Raw genomic sequence first — 18,529 nt, 5'->3', positions numbered from 1 at the left:
ACTCCACTACTCCTTTAACCGAAAATGTATTTAATAAAATTTCGCATTATTCTCTACTATATTTGCTATATGAAATGGAATCTTTTCTTTTATCGATTCCAAATACTTCTGCGACACCGCTCCTAAATGTTTTTTATGAGGTATATAGAAAGCACTAATAGAAATTTCATAGTCAAATAAGTAATCATACACATGATAATCTACAAATAGTAGATCATCCTTTGGAAAAGGAATTTCCTTCCCTTGCAGAGCATACATCAAAGCAATATTGTTTTGAGATCGTAATCGATACAACCTTGCAAGTTGGTATAATGGTTCAGCCCGGGTTGGTCTATATTCCCAAGCTTTTTGAAAATAAAAAACAGCTAATGCTAAATATTGCTCTTCTTGCCCTTTAACAGTTTCTTTTTCATCAGCATCTGTCACTTCATTTTGTTTATTTGCTGAACGATTTGCTAACTGCTCATAACAAAATCCTATTCGCAATAACGAATAGAATACCTCTTCAACCCATCCTCCTGCTTCCACTCGTTTTTTATACCATTTAATTGAATTCTCAAATTGACTTAAATGAAAATAAGTCTGAGCTAAATAAAATAAATATCTTATATGCAAATCTGGCGTTGTTTCTGGGTCGTTTATTCCTTGTAACAACAACCTCTCATCTCTTTCAAATTTATCAGCTTTGCTCCCGCCATCTCCGGGATCATTCACGACAAGAGTCTCTAACCGAGCTACCCTCGTATTGTAATTCGCTCCAACTTTTGAACGATCTATATCCCAATACTCATGAGTAACACCGACAGATTTCCATGGTAAAGAAGCTTTTAAAAGACGCGTAAGCCAATATTTAATATGAACATCATATTGCAGTGTAAGATAATGATCTTCCGTTAAGCTCGTTTTATCGAAATTCGGACCAACCTCTAAAATCATATCTGCATCTAATATTAATAAATAATCTGCTTCTGGGTATGTTTTTTGCGCTAACGAAACAGCTAAGCTTCTGTTATAACCAAAGTTTTTAAACGGCTCATGATGAACCGTCCCAGGTATCTCATTTTCCTTACACCAATTTTCAATAATTTCAGGCGTATTATCCGTCGATCCAGTATCACAAATAGAAACAAAGTCTACAATTGATTTTGTTGCATTTAAACATCTTTCCATAATTCTAGACTCATTTTTGACGATCATACAAAGACATAACTTTTTTTCTTCCTTTACAGACTTCACTTGCTCATTTCCCATTTAACCACCTCATATTTTATTAACACGCTCTTCTCATATGTAACAACATTTCTTAGCTATACTGATGACATAAGCACCCTTTTACTATTTATGAAAACTTCATTTTATTTATTCTTACTTTTATGTTGGGACATATTTCATGCAGCGCTTTATATTTGATACAATCAATACAAAAAACATAATGCGGGAATCCGTACATTTCAAAGTCTAAGAGGAGGTTATATTTTGTTGGATTACATTTGGCTAGATGACAAATCACCAATTTTAGAACAACTACCAAGCACCTGTAAATCTGCAGCTATATTGCTACACCCTTTTGTCCAAATGCCTTTAGGATGGGAAAAGTCTGTGAGAAAAAGACCATATGAGCACATCTATCCTAGCGCTGAAGAAATCATTCATAATGGGAAATCCGTTTCTTGGAAGGAAATGATGTCTTATAGTGGATTACATTCATACGCAGAATTAGCAATGGCCATGTTGACTTCCATTGGTGCTTTTACAGAAGAATATAAAAGAGAGGATTTAGCTGAAAAGCTATATTCAAACTTAAAAAAAGATCTTTATTATCCAACAGAAGATTATACGTCTATATTTTTATTACATAAATTACTTAAACTCCTCGGTTCTAAAGGTGCAAAAAATTTATATTTCTCTGAACCAATTCTTGATACAAACGGATTATTAGCGGTAGATAATACTACTCCATTAGATATTTGGGACATTAGCAATAATGAGTTAATTATTACTGGCGAAGATAATGAGTATGCGTTTATGAGTATATTTAATTCCTTTATAACCTTATTATTAGCTAAAGAAGAAAATATAGAATATATTGTTCATTCAATGAACGTTGAAGCTGTCATTTGTGACAAAAAACGATGATTGATTGGTATTTTTAAATTAGTAGTTTCTTAAACTATAAAAAAGAAACTTGCGCTTATGCACAAGTTTCTTTTCAAAAACATCCTTATTTTTTCACAACTTCATGTCCACCGAACTGATTACGTAGTGCTGAAACTACTTTTCCATGGAATGTATCATCTTCCTGAGAACGATAGCGCATAAATAATGACATAGCGATAACTGGTGCTGCAGCTTGAAGTTCAAGTGCAGTTTCAACAGTCCATTTTCCTTCTCCTGAAGAGTTCATTACACCTTTAATGCCATCTAGTTTCGGATCTTCTGCAAATGCTTTTTCAGTTAAGTCCATTAACCAACCACGGATAACTGATCCGTTCGCCCATACTTTTGCAACATCTTCATAATTAAAATCAAAGTCACTCTTATCTAGTACTTCAAATCCTTCAGCGATTGCTTGCATCATGCCGTACTCAATACCGTTATGAACCATTTTCAAGAAATGACCACTACCAACACGGCCAGCATAAGAATAGCCATTTTCTACTGCTAAATCTTTAAATAAAGGTTCTAATTGGTCGTAAATTTCTTTTTCTCCACCAACCATTAAGCAAGCACCGTATCTAGCTCCTTCTACACCGCCTGATGTACCGATATCTACATAATGTAATCCGAAGCTTTTTGCTTCTTCAGCACGGCGTAACGTATCTTTATAGAATGAATTTCCGCCTTCAATAACGATATCACCTTCATCTAATAACGGATAAACATCTTTTAATACTGACTCTACAACTTCTCCTGCAGGCACCATTACCCAAATTGTACGAGGAGCTTCTAGTTCAGCAATCATTTCTTTTAATGTATGACGTGCAGTAATTCCTAGTTTTCCTGCCTTTTCAACAAGCTCTTTATTTACATCGTATACTACTACTTCATGCTTGTCTTCATGTAAGTGTTCAGCTAATGGGAATCCCATTTTTCCTAATCCAATTAAACCTAGTTTCATATTAATCAATCTCCTATTCTATACAAATATATTTAATATCGAAATTAGCCCAAATGCTACTACAGATAATATAGTCTCCATTGCAGTCCATGTTAATAACGTTTCTTTCACAGTCATTCCGAAATACTCTTTAATCATCCAAAATCCTGAATCATTTACGTGTGATAAAATTAATGACCCTGCACCAGTTGCAAGTGCTAGTAGTTCAACATTTACACCTGGTGTACTTGCTGCAATCGGTGCAACAATTCCAGCCGCTGTCATCATAGAAACAGTAGCTGATCCAGTTGCAATTCGAATAAGTGCCGCAATTCCCCACCCTAATAATATCGGTGAAATATGTGATTCTTTCGCCATATCTGCAATTGTCGTTCCAATTCCAGAATCTAATAATACTTTATTAAATGCACCGCCTGCACCAATCACTAACAATATGTTTGCAATAGGTCCAAGGCAATCATTTGTAAATTGTAACACTTTATCTTTTGAGAAACCTTTTGCATATCCAAGACTAAAAAAAGAGTAAATGGTTGCAATTAATAAAGCCACAATCGGATCTCCAATAAAGTGTAATACTTGTGCTAGTTGACTCGTTTTATTTAATGCAACTTCTGCTATTGATGCACCAAGCATAAGAAATACTGGAAGTAAAATTGTAAACAATGTATTCCAAAAGCTAGGAAGCTCTTTTTTATTATCTTTTTCAATAAATTGCTCCGCTATATCTAATGGTACTTCCTTATGTATACGAGCACCAATCCATTTCCCGTAAAGTGGACCTGAAATAATTGCAGTTGGAAGTCCGACAATTAACGCATATAAAATTGTCTTCCCTACATCTGCTTTAAAAATACCAACTGCCGCCATTGCCGCTGGATGCGGTGGAACAAGTCCGTGTACGACTGACAGTCCTGCTACTAGCGGAATACCAATTGTAATAAGTGATACCCCAGTTTCTAACGCAATTGTAAATACTAACGGAATTAATAGTACAAATCCAACTTGGAAAAATACCGGAATCCCTACTAAAAATGCAACGAACATCATCGCCCAATGAACTCGTTTCTTTCCAAAACGATTAATTAATGTGTTAGCGATACGTTCAGCACCACCAGATTCGGCCATCATTTTTCCAAGCATCGTTCCTAGTGCTAAAACTATTGCTAAAAATCCTAACGTATTACCAAGCCCTAGTTTAATAGAATCAATAATCCCTGGATCTTTTGGTGAAGTTCCAATTAAAGGCATTCCCATTGCTAATCCTACACCAATTGCTGTTAAAATTAATGCGACAAATGGATGCCATTTTACTACCGTAATAAGTAAAAGTAGTATGACAACTGCCGCTAGTACGATCCCAACTACCATTTCTCCCAATCCCCCTATTGTTTACGTTGGAAAGCAGCTATACAATCAAATTCTTCTTTCAAGCGATTGTAAAGTCGTTCATACATATAAAACATTTCTAAATATATAGCCGTATTTTCTTTATTCGGTACATGATGATGGACAATATCAATCCAATCCTTTACCTCTTCAAGAGAATCAATTTTTCCTACAGCATACAAAGCAACTGCTGCTGCCCCAAGCGCAGATGCTTCATGACTTTCAGGTACAAGCAATTCTTTTCCCATCATATCGGACAACATTTGTCTCCAAAATGCAGATTTTGCAAACCCTCCTGAAACTCGTATTTCAGTAAGTGGCCCTGTACAATCCCTGATTGCGAGTGCTACTGAATATACACTCATACAAACACCTTCCATCACTGCACGTATAAAATGTTCTCTCTTATGTTGAAGATTGATTCCAAAGAATGTACCACGAGCATTTGCATTCCAGTAAGGTGCGCGTTCTCCAGATAAGAAAGGTAAGAACAATAGTCCATCCGCTCCAGCTGGTACGCTTTCTGCATATTTAATTAATAAATCATAAGGATCAATGCCGAGCTTTCTTGCTACTTCTTGCTCTGGACTACCAAATTCATCACGTAACCATCTCAGTAATATTCCACCGTTATTCGTTGGACCACCGATTACCCAGTGCTCATCTGTTAATGCGTAACAAAACGTTCTCCCTTTCTCATCTGTATTTATATTTGATGAGATTGTTCGAACCGCACCACTCGTTCCAATCGTAATTGCAGCCGCACCCGGTGATATCGCACCAACTCCTACATTTGCAAGAACCCCATCACTTGCTCCGATGACAATTGATGTTTCTGCACTTATCCCCATCTTCTGTGCTAATTCTGGCTTCATACCTGATAAAATATATGTAGTTGGTACAGGGGTTGATAATTGTTCTGGTGACATATGTAACATAGTTAAAACATCTTCATCCCAGTTTAATGTTTCTAAATTAAATAACCCCGTAGCAGAAGCAATCGAATAATCAACTACGTAGCGTGAAAATAATTGGTAAATCACATACTCTTTAATGGAAATGAATTTATAGGCACTTGTATATAACTCTGGTTCCTCTTCTTTCATCCATAACAATTTAGAAAGTGGTGACATCGGATGAATCGGTGTACCTGTACGTCTATAAATTTCATGCCCATTCATTTGTTGTAATAATTTTTCTGATTGCTTCGTACTTCGATTATCTGCCCAAATGATAGAACGCGTTAATGGCGCACCATTTTCATCTACTGCAATTAATGCGTGCATAGCTGTACTAATACCGATTGAAGAAATATCTTCTGGTAATACATTACCTTTTTCAATGGCAACGCTTACACTTTTGTATACAGCGGCACATATTACATCAGGATCTTGCTCAGCCCATCCTACATTCGGTTGAATAATTGGGTAATCGATTGCATGTGATGCAATGACTTTTCCTTTTTCTGTGAACACAACCGTTTTTGTACTTGTGGTACCGATATCAATCCCGATTACTCTCCCCCTTGTTTCCATGCGAATCTTCCCTTCATTTCTAGCAAAATACGATTTAGTAAACCGTTTACATGAATTAGTATATAAAATATTTTTTCATTTATCAAGTTATACAGAGAAAATTTTTTTCATACCAAAAAATAAATCCCCTCATTCCATTTCACTTATATACTACATTTAGCTTTTCCATGCGGTAAACTTACGTTATATTCGTTACGCAATACACTCTTTCCTCTCATTAACAACACATACATAGTCCTCCATACGTTCTACTTATTTGCTTGAAGAAAGAGTTGAAAAACAATATTCATTTTTAGCGGTCACGTAACATCACCATCAAGCCAAGAAAAGTAACTAACCGCAGAATGAGAATTCTGTGCATTTTGCTCTTATTTATTGTTTTAGGTTCACTAGTCTTTTATCTTGATAAACATAGATCGCGGCCCCCTACTAACCCTTTTTTATCTTGTAAATATATCTTGCATACTATAAAACCAAAAAGTATTTTTATTTTTCAGAAAAATAAAAACAATAACACGGAATTTATTGTATAATGTTGTAAAAAGATGTCGGAGGGATTTAATGTTAAATAAAATATCTCAATTCACAATTAAGCTTTCATCAATTCTTTTATCACTCTTACTATTATTAAATTTACCTTATTTATTTATCACCCAACAAGGATTTACCTTTCAACCAATTTATTTTTTTAATCAGACCGTTACTATGTTAAAACAGGTTTTTTCCCCTGAATCATTAGTGATTATAGGATCAGACCCGAAGTTTGGCCATTTCAAAAAAACACCATTATTTCCAACTGTTTTAGAACCTTACCTATATTCATTTACTATATTATTTTCAGCCTTTTTTCTTGCTCTCTTTTTATCATCTAGCATGGCATTTTTTTATTTTTTAGCAAAAGATTATATAAAAAAATGGATAAACCGAATTGTGTTCATATTAGAAGCTGTCCCTGATATGATGATGATGATTTGTTTGCAAATATTTTTCATATGGGTACTTCAGAAATTTGGGGAATCTCCTGTCACTATTATTTCTTTTAATGAAAATCGAGCTTATTTACTCCCTATTTTATCATTAGCTGTCTTACCTACATTACAAATGTTTCGGATGATGGTGTTATACATAAAAGAAGAGCAAGGAAAACATTACGTAGAGGTTGCATATGGAAAAGGCCTTTCATCAAGTTATATACTATGCATTCATTTATTCAAAAATATATCTATCCACTTCTTCCACCATTTAAAAACGATTTTTGTTTTCTTACTTTCTAATTTATTCATTTTAGAATTTGTTTTTAATATGGAAGGCATTATTCAATTTTTATTTAATAAGGCGTTTGTTTCACCTCCAGCTGCATTTATCATACTTGTTATGATTATTTTACCGTTTTATGCCATTTTCCAAATAGTTTCATTCATGATGAATAGATGGAAAAAGCAATTGAAAGGAGTATCATTATGAAATCTATTTGGAAATCAAAACGCTTTTTAATCGGCTTTACTTATCTATTCATACTTATTTCAGCTAGTTTTATTTATAGTTGGTTCTTTAAAGATAACATCCCAAAACCTCCTCAATTACTTTACAATGACAATAACGAATTACTTGGAAAGGCCCCCTTTCCGCCATCGTTAATTCCACCTTTTGGATCTGATCGTTTTGGAGAGTCTGTTTTCTTACAAATTGTAGAAGGAGCAAAATTCACTATTTTATTAGCCGTGGCAATTAGCTTCTTTCGAATTTTATGCGGAACATGTATAGGAATCCTCTTAAGTTTATTTGCTCCAAAACTCAAGAGATTTTTCCAGTCATGCTCAGAAGTTTTTTATTATATTCCAACTCTATTTATCGCATTCATACTCATCACGCCCGTTAATATTATAATCACATCAAATGCTGATGGGGTAGATCCAAATATTTCATTTACGTTTTATCAAGTACTCGTACTTATTTTCGTCGCTCTGCCTACACTTTCTTTATACATATCCTCAGAGGTTGATGAATTTATGAAACAAGATTACATCTTAAGTTCACAATTACTGGGGGCTAGTCGTTTTCATATTATTAAAAAACACTTACGAGTCTTATTACTTGACCGCTTATTTGTATTATTTATGGAACATATCGTCCAAACACTCATACTCGTTATCCATTTAGCGTTGCTTAACATTGTAATTGGCGGCATACAAATGCGTGAACTCTATGACGGAGTGCTCAAACCTGTTTCTCTATCTAATGATTGGGCAGGTCTTATTGGATTAAATCGTAATGAAATGAATCTTTCATGGTGGATTATTTTTTATACTCTCGCTTCATTCTTTATTACGATTCTATTTATTAAGCTTATGACCATCGGAATTCAAGATGCACTGAAAGCAAGAGATTCGCAAATTGTAGCAATTCAAAACGTTCCAGATCATAAAAAATTTGTTAAACATAAAGATTCCTTTTCGTTTGCAAATAAAGTAAACCTTTAATCATTTCTCATTAATCAAGTATGAATTGGCATTGATATTAGTAGAATATAAAAAGATGATCTCTATTGAATACAGAGATCATCTTTTTTATATCGTCTAACTTTTTTACATGTACTTTGTTAGACTCATACTTTTTATATTTAAAGTGCATTATTTGCAATCACAATTATGCTGTTTAAAATCGATTACCATACGCCCTTGAATTTTACCTTGTTCCATTTCTTCGAATACATTTTGTACTTTATCTAAAGGACAAGTTTGAACAACTGGCACTACTTTTCCTTCTGCACCGAACATAAACGCCTCTTCTAAATCTTTACGAGTACCAACTAGAGAACCAACTACTTCAATTCCATCCAGTACAAGTCGTGGGATGTTTAAGTCCATTGTTTCTACTGGTAGCCCTACTGCAACTACTTTACCGCAAGCACGTACTGCATCAACTGCTGAGTTAAAGGCTACTTTAGAGACTGCTGTTACTACCGCAGCATAAGCGCCACCAAACTCCTCTTGCACAATTTTATCAGCAGGACCTTGAGAAATTGGATTGATAGTCATATCAGCACCAACTTCTTTCGCTAAGGCTAATTTGTCGTCATTAATGTCTACTGCGATTACCTTTGCACCAAATACATTTTTAGCATATTGGATAGCTAAGTTACCTAATCCACCGCAGCCATAGATTACAATAGGTTGACTAGGTTTAATATCTGATACTTTAATAGCTTTATATGTAGTTACACCAGCACAAGTAATTGATGATGCTTGAGCAGGATCTAATCCTTCTGGTACTTTTACCGTATAATCAGCTGTAACGATACATTGTTCAGCCATACCCCCATCCACTGAATAACCAGCATTCTTAACTTCACGGCAAAATGTTTCTCTACCAGTTACGCAATATTCACAACGTCCACAAGATTGGAACATCCATGCAATACTTACACGATCACCTATCTTTAGTGAAGTAACATCATCAGCTATTTTCGTAACAATACCTACACCCTCATGACCAAGAATACGGCCATCAGTGTTACCAAAATCATGATTCGCAACGTGTAAATCAGTGTGGCAAACTCCACAATACTCTACATCTACTAACGCTTCACCTGAGTGTAACGGACGTAATTCTTTTTCAATCACTTCGATGTTTGCTTTGCTGTTTTTATTAACCACTACTGCTTTCATATGTGATCTCCCCTTTAGTGTTTTAGCATTTTAATGAGTTTATCTCACAACTACTTTCTTCACTACTTTGGCTAGTTATTGTACCAAATTTAAGTGTTCAATCATCATTACATCTTCATCATAACATGACACTTCATAAACAGCTTGTGAAATTATGAACAATATTTGAATTATTACACAAATCGGTCTTTATTTTAAATTTTTAAAAATGAGAGTTTATCATTGACTATAAGTAAGTCACATATTTCTAAAACAAAATAAATTAACAAACTTCTCACCGATAAAAAAGCTCTTCACTCAATATTTTCTACATGTAAACACTTAGTTTCACAGTAATATCCTTTGCCACCAACATAAACTTTTTCTATTTTATTTTTGCTATTGGTTGCTAATTTAACTAATATTTCAGAAGGCGAGTGTAAAGAATAACCTTGTTCAAATACATAGACTTCTTTTTTCAAGTAGTCCTGTTCATAAAGATAGCAAGCTAATGCACCGTTCGAAGTTCCAGTCGCTGCTTCTTCATTGATGTCGTATAGCGGAGCAAAATTTCTGCATATAATTCGATTGTCATTAAAAGTATATAGATGCATCCCGACAACATTATAATACTTGCTGATTTCTTTAATTTTTTCAAAATTAGGTTGCAGTGCATGTAATTGTGTTTCGCTTTTTATAGGAATTAAAATATCTTTTAAGCCCGTGGAGACAATTTGAATTGGGCATTTATTGTCTATATCTTTACTATCAAAACAGTCAATGAACTCGTTTGGAGATACAACATCATAGAATATCGGTTTATTTTGTTCCATGAATATAATGTCATCTTTTATAGTAATAGTAAGAACACCGCTGTTCGTTTCAATCGTATAGCGATTCCTGAAAAGTTTATTTAAATGCATTAGTATCGCGAAAGAGCCAATTGTGGCATGACCACATAAATCAACTTCTTCTTTCGGTGTAAAATACTCAAATTTATAATCAGCAAGTTCAGATTCTGATATAAATGCGGTTTCCGCATAGCCCAGTTGTTTGGCTATTTCCATTTTTTGAGTAGTGGTCAATGTATCCTCAATAAATACCACTCCTGCTTTATTTCCGCCTTTATGATCCTTGCTAAATGCACTTGCAACATAAACAGATATTTTCATAAGACACCTTCCTCACTTATAGTAAATTATAGTATAGAAAGCACTACATATAAATGTCATTGGATAAATTATCCCTAAAATAAGAAACAAACTACTTTTAGCATTTGAACTCTCCAAAAATAGTTTGTCTACAGTCTGAAAGCTCTTCATTTGAAGAGCTTTTTTATATTCGCTTCATCGAAATCGTTTCACGTATACTTTGTAAATTTTTTAGAGTTTCCTCTTGTCGCTGCAACGACAACCCTACATACAAAGTATCTAATAAGCTTAACTGTGCTAATCTGGATGAACTTGCTTCTGTGCGGAATTCAGTCTCACGTGTTGATGTATATAACGTTATATCAGCAAGTTGACTTAATGCTGATTTCTTATAGCTCGTAATCGCAATAATTTTGGCCCCTCTTGCTTTCGCTACTTCTAATGCTTCAAGTAATCCTTTATTGCTACCAGAATGAGAAATACCAATAACAACTGAGTTTTTTGAGAGTAAACCTGCTCCCATAATTTGAAAATGCGAATCAGTATGAGCGATACAAGAAATACCCGTTCTCATAAACTTATGATACGCATCCATTGCAATAATACCAGAGCCACCATTTCCATAAAACTCAATTCGACTTGCTTCTTGCAAGGCTCGTACAGCCTGCTCAAGTGCCGTTTCATTTAGCAAATGTAAAGTATCTTGCAGTCCTGTAATATGCGAATGAAAAACTTTTTTAGCAACAGTTACCATACTATCTTCTGCTGATACCTCTTCATGAATATTTTGCATCGGTGTATGTACAATTTCACGAGCTAATGTAATCTTTAAATCTTGAAAACCTTGCAAACCAAGGTGTTTACATAAGCGGAATATCGTAGCTTCGGAACTACTCGTAACTTCAGCTAATTCTGTAATAGATTTATGTACAACATCTTGTGGATGTTTCAAAATATGTTCGGCAATACTTCGCAATTTCGGTGATAAACCATTTAACGAAGCCTGAATCTTTCCAATCCCACTTCTTGTATCAGGCATAGCATATCCTCCCCTTCCATCGTAGCTTTATCCTGTAAAAACCGATTAGTTAAACTAATCATCAGTGGGGATGGTCCCCCACTGATTAGAGTTTCACTTTATTGTACCTAATTATTGAAAGAAGAAAAACCTATATTAGGGATTACTATAAATTTAATTGCTCCTATGTATTCTGTCATACGATATAATAGAATTATTCATACTTATGAATAATTCTCCCCATGTTTAACTGCGTATAATGCGGCTTGCGTACGATCGTCCACTTCCAATTTAGCTAAAACGTTTGAAACGTGTGTTTTCACAGTTTGTTCTGTAATATAAAGTTCTGCTGCAATCTCCTTGTTGCTTCTTCCTTTCGCAATTTCGCGAAGTACCTCTTGCTCTCTTTTCGTTAACATTGAAAAAGGATTTTCTATTTCCTTCTTTACTGCGGAACGCCCTATTAATGCAGGTGTTACTTTCGGGTGAAAATTCGCATTTCCTTGATATACTGCAATAATAGAAGCGACAAGTTGTTCAGGTTGTACTTCTTTTAATTGATAACCATCTGCTCCAGCTTCAAGTGCTGGTATAACATAATCTTGCTCTGAAAAACTACTTAATATAAGTACCTTTATCGTCTCATCGTATTGCTTTAGACGTTTTGTTGCCTCAATTCCATCCATTTTCGGCATCGATACATCCATTAGTACGACATCCGGTTTTTCTTTTTGCACGAAATGTAATGCCTCTTCGCCATTTTCCGCTTCCCCAATAATTTCAAATTCTTCTCTCGTTTTCAAAAAGAATACAAGTCCTCTTCGAACGATATGATGATCCTCAACTAGTAGCAGTTTAATCTTCAACCTTATTCTCCCCTTCAAATCGGCAATTGAATTTCTATTTTTGTACCCTTTTTCAGCTCTGTTGTAATTTGAAACGATCCCTTCATTAACTGAATACGTTCCTTCATACTTTTCAGACCAAGTGCTGATTCCCTTACTTGTTCTTGTATAAATCCTATTCCATTGTCTTCTATGTAAAAATGTAACTGGTTATTTTCTATTTTTAAAAGAACATGTACCTTTTCACACGAAGCATGCTTTTTACAATTATGTAACGCCTCTTGGCTAATACGCCATAAAACTTCTTCTATTTCATCCCCAATTAAAACCATCCCATCAATTCGAACTTCCACTTGAACTCCTAATAACTTCCCGTAATTTTGAATTGCTTCTGCTAATCCTTTCTCTAATCCTTCAGGTCTTAATTGCCAAATTAATAGCGTCATCTCTTGTAATGCTTCTTGTGATAATTCTCCAATATAACTTAACATCTCTTGCAATTCTCTATCTTGCGTCATATTCAGAGTACCTTTCGCTGTTAGCATAATAGAAAATAACAATTGTTTTACTGAATCATGTAAATCACGTGCAAGTCGATTTCTTTCCGCTACCACTACATATTTACGTTCTTTCTCAACTAATTGAATACGTTGTATTGTCGTTCCAATTTGAAATGCAATTGATTCTAATAACGCTAACTCTTCCTCTGAAAAATGAGTCTTGTGAGGTGCAGCCACATTTAGTAGACCAAATTTTTCCAATCCAGACCTAAGCGGAATTGTCGCATGATGTGTAACATCTTCTGTCTCTCCCCAATTACATTCAATTGCATCTTCTATTCGCTTACATTCAATAATATTAGTCGCTTTTTCCAATCTCCCATTCACAAAACGTTCTACACACCAACAGTTTCCTTCACACATCGGCTTCTTCTCTTGCCACGTAAGAGCCTCTGGTAAATTTTCGTCTACAAGCATGCTGTGCTTTCCACTTTCATCAATAAAGAATATCCACCCTGTTTGTAAATTCATAACTTGTAACAATGTATGCAACACTTTTTCTAACATATCCTGTAAGTTTGTTGCTTCATTTAATAATTCAGCAATTTCTTTTAATGCTTCTAAACGATGCATCTCTTTTTCTTCAAAGCTCATTCTCATCACCAACTACAATTATAACATTAAGAAATTTCTAAATTCTATAAATAAAAAAAGAACCGAATTCCTTCAGCCCTTTCTTTATATCAATCATTTTATTATTGTTATTCTATCCAATGTTGGAAGCAAAATTTTTGTTAACAAATGATTCTACTTTAGCTGTCCGATAAAGATTGTCCACCATGGATATGCTGTAAGCCTTCAGTAGTAACAACCATATTCGCTGCTGGCATTTGCACTTGATTTTTATGGAACATAGACATTAATTCAAATCTTACTTGTCTAGAAGTTTCAAAATAATCTTCTGGCTTTATTAAACCTGTAATACAAAATTCATACCCAACATATTTCAAGTTAGGATTTAAGTCTGTAACACCGACGTATTTAAATGGTTCAACAGCCTCATCCTCTACTCTATAAAGAGTTTGATTCAATTTTTCATTGCATATAACACATACTTCTTCTAATAATTCCTTCACTCTTGTTGGATCTTCCTGATAACTTACCGTGATGCGTTCAATTACACGCATCCATCCTTTATTAAAATTTTGTATCGTTCTAATCTCTCCGTGCGGGATGGTAAGTAGTTTTCCTGACCATTCACGAATTTGCATAAAACGAATACTAATCTCTTCAATAGTTCCTGAATTTGTTCCGTTAAAAGTTACAAAATCACCAACCCGAAACTCTTTGTCCGCTAATCTTGCAAAGCCTAATATAACATCTTTTAGCATCTGTTGTGCAGCAAAACCGATGACAACTCCAGCTATCCCTGCACCTGCAATAATACTTTTTATATCTACAAATTGGCTAATTAAATATATGATAAGACTGATGATAATGATATATCTAAAAATAGATCGAATTACACTTTGAATCGTCTGCTCTACCTCTTCATCAAAAAAGCTTGATTTCCTAAAAAACCAATCAATAATACGGTTTATTACAAAAGAAATAATGATTAAAACTAAAGCAAATAGTAAAAATCTTAAAAGTAAAAACTCTCTTACATAATTAAAAAATTCTTCAGTATGCGTTAATAAGCTCATTTAACCACTTCCTTACTAATTAAAAAATTCGTAATCGCCTAAGTTTGTTCTAGAAAAATCTATTATCCTAATCTTAAATGCCACTACCCTTACTATGTATTTTGACTCTATTACTAATTCACTTTAAACAGTATGTCTAGCTGTTCTTTTTCCTTTCCCTTTAAATATACCCTTTTTAATAATCTAAAGGGAGCTAATAGTGATTTTTTTTAATATTACAACTTTATTCTACTCATTAAGATTTCAATTAATTTATTTATTAACTAAGTACAAAAAAGAGCTGAACTCATCAGCTCTTTTATTCGATATTAATTGTTGTCTTACTGTTTTTTTCTTCTTTCAATTTTGGTAATTCAATTGTCAATACGCCATCTTTATAATTTGCTCTAACATTTTCTCCCTCAACTTGTTTAAAACTAAAGCGTCGAGTTACAGAACCTATAGAACGTTCTTTACGAATATATGTGCCATTCTCATTTTTTTCTTCTACTTCATTATGGTTAGTTGCTTGAATCGTTAATACATCTTGTTCAAAATCAACTTGAATGTTTTCTTTTTGAAAACCTGGTAAATCTGCTTTCACAGTATATTTATCAGATTGCTCATGAATATCTACTTTAAAAGTATCCATGTTCAGTGGCTTAAAGAAAGCATCTGTCATCCCTTCTAATAAAGAAGGCCCAAAATCAAAAATACCATTTTGACGTTTTGTTATCTCTGGAAATAAATTACGCATATTTTTTCCTCCTTATTATTTATGAATGAAAGATTATCTCTTTCTGCCTTTATTATAACATTTGGTCAAAAAAGGGCAAAGTTTTTGTTTGACTTTTTTAATGTATATTTTACCAAATAAAACACATGAGATATTTGACATCTCTCATCTTTATAAAGAGGAATATATTTATATAATAACGAATAGTTTATATGCTCTTATTTTTCCTTAAGGAGGTTACCTACAATGGGGTATATCGAAGAAATTAGCGAAGTTGTCGGATCAAGACCATTCAATTTAGTAGGCGTTGCGGTAGCTGTTTTCAATGAACAAGGACAAATAAAAGAGACCTTTTTAAAGGCCTTTTTTTTATTTCACTTCTGCATGTAAACAAGATTTAAAATGTCCAAGTGCAAATTCATGTCCTTGCGCATTAAAAGATGCAACTGCCTTTTCATAAACAACAATTTTAAATCCTTTATTATACGCATCTACTGCTGTATGAAGAACACAAATATCAGTACAAACACCTACAAGATGAACTTCTTCTATTCCTCTTTCTCTTAGCTTCATCTCTAAATCCGTTCCAGCAAACGCACTGTATCGCGCTTTGTCCATATAATATACATTCTCAGCATTTTTATTTGTTTCGTATACTTCTTGTAACTCACCAAATAAGTCTCTACCATTTGTACCTGCTATATTATGAGGAGGAAATAATTTCGCTTCTGGATGATATTCATCATTTTCTTCATGTTTATCAATTGCAAACACTACGTAATCCCCATTTTCAATATATTGCTTCGTTATATGTACAATTTCCTTCTCAATTTCTTGGCCTGGTTTTCCGCAAGTTAAAGCACCTTTTTCCGCTACAAAATCATATGTATAATCAATATTAATAAGAGCTCGTTTCATAACCACTATCTCTCCTTCTTCTGTTTCACAGTAAACAATAGAAAATTTGTTATTACAACATCGTATGTACTATTCGACATTTCAAATGAAATACCTACATTTTTCTTGCAAAACTCACCTTAATCCGAGTTTATCATAAAGTTAAACTTTAATCATTGGAGAGTTTGTTCATCTCCAATGATTATCAGCCCTCACCAATCGCGCATTTACGGACAGTTGATCTCCCACCTAATATCCTCACCTATTCCGAGTTTTAAGGCGAGGTCTTACTGCCCGTTAATGCGGGATATAATAGATAAACAATGGTAAAACAAATAGCCCTATTAACAAGTCATGAATTTGATAATTGAGCGTTATTTGCATAAACTCTTGTATCGTAAACCAAATTACTGCCATCATTAGGCTAATCAAAATGATACGAATACACCGATTCACGTATTCAACCTCTTTCTCTGTCATAGTAGTAACAAGTGATTTCTTCCTATTTAATCGTATTAGAAAATGAAATAAGTTATTCACTCTTGCACACTCTAGTCCAAACAAAAAAGCACACTACTTTTTGAGTAATGTACTTTTTATTCATATTAAGACGCTGGTTTTGTCTCAAATGTTGCTTGATTAAAACTAATAACCTTTCCTTTCGGGTCATTGTTTTCATACTGAACTGCAGTAATTGTATGACTACCTGTTTCCAGCATTTTTTCTTTTAACTGCACTGTTGTCTGCGTTGTACTAGTTACTTGATGTTTATCTGTATACATTTGATCTACAAATACGAATGTTTCTTTATCACTTTGAAAATTAGAAAGTTCTAATTCAACTTGCTGAATTAACGTATCCTTTTTGATGAATACAGTCGGTATATTGCCGTTTTCAGAAGTACCATCTGGAGTAATAACTTTTACTTTCCCTTCTCCAATTGACATTACTCCTTCTGGAAATACAACCATATTCTCATCACTTGCGTTTACAACTTGTTCTTCCTGTTTTGATTGTGCGTCCTCTTTTTCCTGTGGAGCACCGCAACCAACTAATAACAATACAGACAATCCAGTGATTATGAATTTTTTCAAAATTCATCCCCCCTGTAACTTCATTATAATTTATTATACAAAAATAACTTTTAAATTTTGAGACTACTTTCAACACTTTCATGAACAAATAGAATCTTACTCACGATTAATGTATCATACTTTCCTTAATAGAACATTAATTTTTTTTATGAAATAAATAGTAAATTCCTCTTATCTATCATTTTAGCCCAACATATGAATTACATACTCTCAAAAATAAAAAGACATTGTTAGTTCAATGTCTTTTCTATACAGCAATTAAAAAACAAACGTTGTAATCTCATCTACTTCTTTTCTTGGAAGTTTCTTCGGTTTATCTTTCGGAAATCCGAGTGAAATAACCATATTTATTTGTTTTTCAAGCTCAATTTGTAAATATTGGCGCAGTTCATCTTGAGCTAGCAATACTGGCCCTGTCATTGGACAAGTACCAAGCCCCTTTGCATGTGCAGCTAACATTAAGTTTTGTGCCGCTAAACAACTACTCTTAATGCCTTCTTCTTCCCAAACTGAATTTGGAACAAAAGCAATTGGATCAAATATCTTTTCACGGAACTTTGATTCATATGGTGTTGCCAAACATACGATTAATACTGGTGCCTCCGAGAAAGCTGTTGCATATGGTCCGAAAGAACGTGTAAGTAATTTCCCTGCTTTCTCTTCTCCATTTTCTGCTGCTTTTGCCGCAAGTTTATGTAATGCATCCCATGTCATTTGTTCAATTTCTTTAATCTTCTCTCGATTCATGATAACTAAGAATTCCCACGTTTGTGAATTGGTATCACTCGGTGCGTAACGAGCACAATCAATTATTTCTTTTATATCATTAGTAGATACTTCTTGATCTGTAAACTTTCTAACACTTCGTCTTCCGTGAATTACTTCTTTAAAATCTTCATAATTCATATATTAAATCC

General features: G+C 33.9%; 17 protein-coding genes and 2 pseudogenes. 4 read left to right on the top strand and 15 right to left on the bottom strand.

Annotated elements, in window-relative coordinates:
- Positions 1 to 30: 30 nt before the first annotated feature.
- Positions 31 to 1,251 (bottom strand): glycosyltransferase family 2 protein, encoded by a 1,221-nt coding sequence (locus AXW78_RS10875; protein WP_000526227.1) that lies wholly within the window; start codon positions 1,249 to 1,251, stop codon positions 31 to 33.
- A 139-nt stretch (positions 1,252 to 1,390) separates the two neighbouring features.
- On the opposite strand from AXW78_RS10875, the pseudogene AXW78_RS10870 reads away from it, so the two are divergent.
- A pseudogene (locus tag AXW78_RS10870) lies at positions 1,391 to 2,153 on the top strand (DUF2711 family protein).
- Positions 2,154 to 2,221: 68 nt separating this feature from the next.
- On the opposite strand, the gene gnd reads toward AXW78_RS10870, so the two are convergent.
- From gnd to gntK, 3 genes are read right to left on the bottom strand one after another with little or no spacing between them, the layout of a single operon-like run.
- The gene (gnd, locus tag AXW78_RS10865) at positions 2,222 to 3,118 is read right to left on the bottom strand and encodes a phosphogluconate dehydrogenase (NAD(+)-dependent, decarboxylating) (RefSeq protein ID WP_000765982.1); all 897 of its coding nucleotides are present in this window, start codon (positions 3,116 to 3,118) and stop codon (positions 2,222 to 2,224) included.
- A gap of 18 nt (positions 3,119 to 3,136) precedes the next feature.
- Positions 3,137 to 4,486 (bottom strand): GntP family permease, encoded by a 1,350-nt coding sequence (locus AXW78_RS10860; protein ID WP_061884123.1) that lies wholly within the window; start codon positions 4,484 to 4,486, stop codon positions 3,137 to 3,139.
- Between the two features lie 14 nt (positions 4,487 to 4,500).
- On the bottom strand, positions 4,501 to 6,039 hold the full coding sequence (gene gntK / locus AXW78_RS10855; protein WP_061884122.1) for a gluconokinase: 1,539 nt from the start codon (positions 6,037 to 6,039) through the stop codon (positions 4,501 to 4,503).
- Positions 6,040 to 6,600: 561 nt separating this feature from the next.
- On the opposite strand from gntK, the gene AXW78_RS10850 reads away from it, so the two are divergent.
- Both AXW78_RS10850 and AXW78_RS10845 read left to right on the top strand, forming a co-directional pair.
- Positions 6,601 to 7,503, top strand: coding sequence for an ABC transporter permease subunit (locus AXW78_RS10850; RefSeq protein ID WP_000932688.1), 903 nt, complete (start codon positions 6,601 to 6,603; stop codon positions 7,501 to 7,503).
- Positions 7,500 to 8,519 carry an ABC transporter permease gene (locus AXW78_RS10845; protein ID WP_000836567.1) on the top strand — a complete coding sequence of 340 codons (1,020 nt, stop codon included), beginning with the start codon at positions 7,500 to 7,502 and terminating at the stop codon, positions 8,517 to 8,519. The genes AXW78_RS10850 and AXW78_RS10845 overlap by 4 nt, the downstream gene beginning before the upstream one ends.
- Positions 8,520 to 8,669: 150 nt before the next feature.
- Here the strand turns inward: AXW78_RS10845 and adhP are convergent, their stop codons facing one another.
- The 7 genes from adhP to AXW78_RS10810 form a co-directional block, all read right to left on the bottom strand.
- A complete protein-coding gene (gene adhP / locus AXW78_RS10840; protein ID WP_061884121.1) occupies positions 8,670 to 9,707 on the bottom strand; it encodes an alcohol dehydrogenase AdhP in 1,038 nt (345 codons plus the stop codon).
- A gap of 293 nt (positions 9,708 to 10,000) precedes the next feature.
- Positions 10,001 to 10,858: a PhzF family phenazine biosynthesis protein gene (locus AXW78_RS10835; protein WP_000704311.1), complete on the bottom strand. Its 858-nt coding sequence runs from the start codon at positions 10,856 to 10,858 to the stop codon at positions 10,001 to 10,003.
- A gap of 163 nt (positions 10,859 to 11,021) precedes the next feature.
- Positions 11,022 to 11,876: a MurR/RpiR family transcriptional regulator gene (locus AXW78_RS10830; RefSeq protein WP_001113484.1), complete on the bottom strand. Its 855-nt coding sequence runs from the start codon at positions 11,874 to 11,876 to the stop codon at positions 11,022 to 11,024.
- A gap of 203 nt (positions 11,877 to 12,079) precedes the next feature.
- Positions 12,080 to 12,721 carry a two-component system response regulator CasR gene (casR, locus tag AXW78_RS10825; protein ID WP_000694627.1) on the bottom strand — a complete coding sequence of 214 codons (642 nt, stop codon included), beginning with the start codon at positions 12,719 to 12,721 and terminating at the stop codon, positions 12,080 to 12,082.
- A gap of 14 nt (positions 12,722 to 12,735) precedes the next feature.
- Positions 12,736 to 13,833, bottom strand: coding sequence for a two-component system sensor histidine kinase CasK (gene casK / locus AXW78_RS10820; protein ID WP_180986082.1), 1,098 nt, complete (start codon positions 13,831 to 13,833; stop codon positions 12,736 to 12,738).
- A 179-nt stretch (positions 13,834 to 14,012) separates the two neighbouring features.
- Positions 14,013 to 14,906, bottom strand: a complete 894-nt coding sequence (locus AXW78_RS10815) for a mechanosensitive ion channel family protein (RefSeq protein ID WP_000055370.1) — start codon at positions 14,904 to 14,906, stop codon at positions 14,013 to 14,015.
- 298 nt (positions 14,907 to 15,204) lie between these two features.
- Entirely contained in the window at positions 15,205 to 15,642 is a 438-nt protein-coding gene (locus AXW78_RS10810; RefSeq protein ID WP_001245048.1) for an Hsp20/alpha crystallin family protein, read from the bottom strand.
- A 225-nt stretch (positions 15,643 to 15,867) separates the two neighbouring features.
- Between AXW78_RS10810 and AXW78_RS34360 the strand changes: the two genes are divergently transcribed.
- A complete protein-coding gene (locus AXW78_RS34360) occupies positions 15,868 to 16,011 on the top strand; it encodes a hypothetical protein (RefSeq protein WP_165375023.1) in 144 nt (47 codons plus the stop codon).
- On the opposite strand, the gene AXW78_RS10805 is transcribed toward AXW78_RS34360, so the two are convergent.
- The 4 genes and pseudogenes from AXW78_RS10805 to AXW78_RS10795 form a co-directional block, all read right to left on the bottom strand.
- Positions 15,991 to 16,539 carry a cysteine hydrolase family protein gene (locus AXW78_RS10805; RefSeq protein WP_061884120.1) on the bottom strand — a complete coding sequence of 183 codons (549 nt, stop codon included), beginning with the start codon at positions 16,537 to 16,539 and terminating at the stop codon, positions 15,991 to 15,993. The genes AXW78_RS34360 and AXW78_RS10805 overlap by 21 nt on opposite strands.
- 253 nt (positions 16,540 to 16,792) lie before the next feature.
- A pseudogene (locus tag AXW78_RS32050) lies at positions 16,793 to 17,058 on the bottom strand (hypothetical protein).
- Positions 17,059 to 17,123: 65 nt separating this feature from the next.
- Positions 17,124 to 17,612 carry a putative periplasmic lipoprotein gene (locus tag AXW78_RS10800; protein WP_000713498.1) on the bottom strand — a complete coding sequence of 163 codons (489 nt, stop codon included), beginning with the start codon at positions 17,610 to 17,612 and terminating at the stop codon, positions 17,124 to 17,126.
- 258 nt (positions 17,613 to 17,870) lie between these two features.
- Positions 17,871 to 18,518, bottom strand: a complete 648-nt coding sequence (locus AXW78_RS10795) for a nitroreductase family protein (protein ID WP_001105286.1) — start codon at positions 18,516 to 18,518, stop codon at positions 17,871 to 17,873.
- Between the last annotated feature and the right edge of the window lie 11 nt (positions 18,519 to 18,529).

The organism is Bacillus thuringiensis (assembly GCF_001595725.1).
GTDB lineage: Bacteria > Bacillota > Bacilli > Bacillales > Bacillaceae_G > Bacillus_A > Bacillus_A thuringiensis_K.
This window is presented reverse-complemented; position numbering and strand designations above follow the sequence as displayed.

Excerpts from the sequence above, each read along its gene's own strand:
- AXW78_RS10875 (WP_000526227.1), bottom strand. The coding sequence starts at position 1,251 with ATGGGAAATGAGCAAGTGAAGTCTGTAAAGGAAGAAAAAAAGTTATGT.
- AXW78_RS10850 (WP_000932688.1), top strand. The coding sequence starts at position 6,601 with ATGTTAAATAAAATATCTCAATTCACAATTAAGCTTTCATCAATTCTT.
- adhP (WP_061884121.1), bottom strand. The coding sequence starts at position 9,707 with ATGAAAGCAGTAGTGGTTAATAAAAACAGCAAAGCAAACATCGAAGTG.
- AXW78_RS10815 (WP_000055370.1), bottom strand. The coding sequence starts at position 14,906 with ATGAGCTTATTAACGCATACTGAAGAATTTTTTAATTATGTAAGAGAG.
- casK (WP_180986082.1), bottom strand. The coding sequence starts at position 13,833 with ATGCATCGTTTAGAAGCATTAAAAGAAATTGCTGAATTATTAAATGAA.
- AXW78_RS10830 (WP_001113484.1), bottom strand. The coding sequence starts at position 11,876 with ATGCCTGATACAAGAAGTGGGATTGGAAAGATTCAGGCTTCGTTAAAT.
- gnd (WP_000765982.1), bottom strand. The coding sequence starts at position 3,118 with ATGAAACTAGGTTTAATTGGATTAGGAAAAATGGGATTCCCATTAGCT.
- AXW78_RS10835 (WP_000704311.1), bottom strand. The coding sequence starts at position 10,858 with ATGAAAATATCTGTTTATGTTGCAAGTGCATTTAGCAAGGATCATAAA.
- AXW78_RS10845 (WP_000836567.1), top strand. The coding sequence starts at position 7,500 with ATGAAATCTATTTGGAAATCAAAACGCTTTTTAATCGGCTTTACTTAT.
- AXW78_RS10860 (WP_061884123.1), bottom strand. The coding sequence starts at position 4,486 with ATGGTAGTTGGGATCGTACTAGCGGCAGTTGTCATACTACTTTTACTT.
- AXW78_RS10810 (WP_001245048.1), bottom strand. The coding sequence starts at position 15,642 with ATGCGTAATTTATTTCCAGAGATAACAAAACGTCAAAATGGTATTTTT.
- AXW78_RS10795 (WP_001105286.1), bottom strand. The coding sequence starts at position 18,518 with ATGAATTATGAAGATTTTAAAGAAGTAATTCACGGAAGACGAAGTGTT.
- gntK (WP_061884122.1), bottom strand. The coding sequence starts at position 6,039 with ATGGAAACAAGGGGGAGAGTAATCGGGATTGATATCGGTACCACAAGT.
- AXW78_RS10805 (WP_061884120.1), bottom strand. The coding sequence starts at position 16,539 with ATGAAACGAGCTCTTATTAATATTGATTATACATATGATTTTGTAGCG.
- AXW78_RS34360 (WP_165375023.1), top strand. The coding sequence starts at position 15,868 with ATGGGGTATATCGAAGAAATTAGCGAAGTTGTCGGATCAAGACCATTC.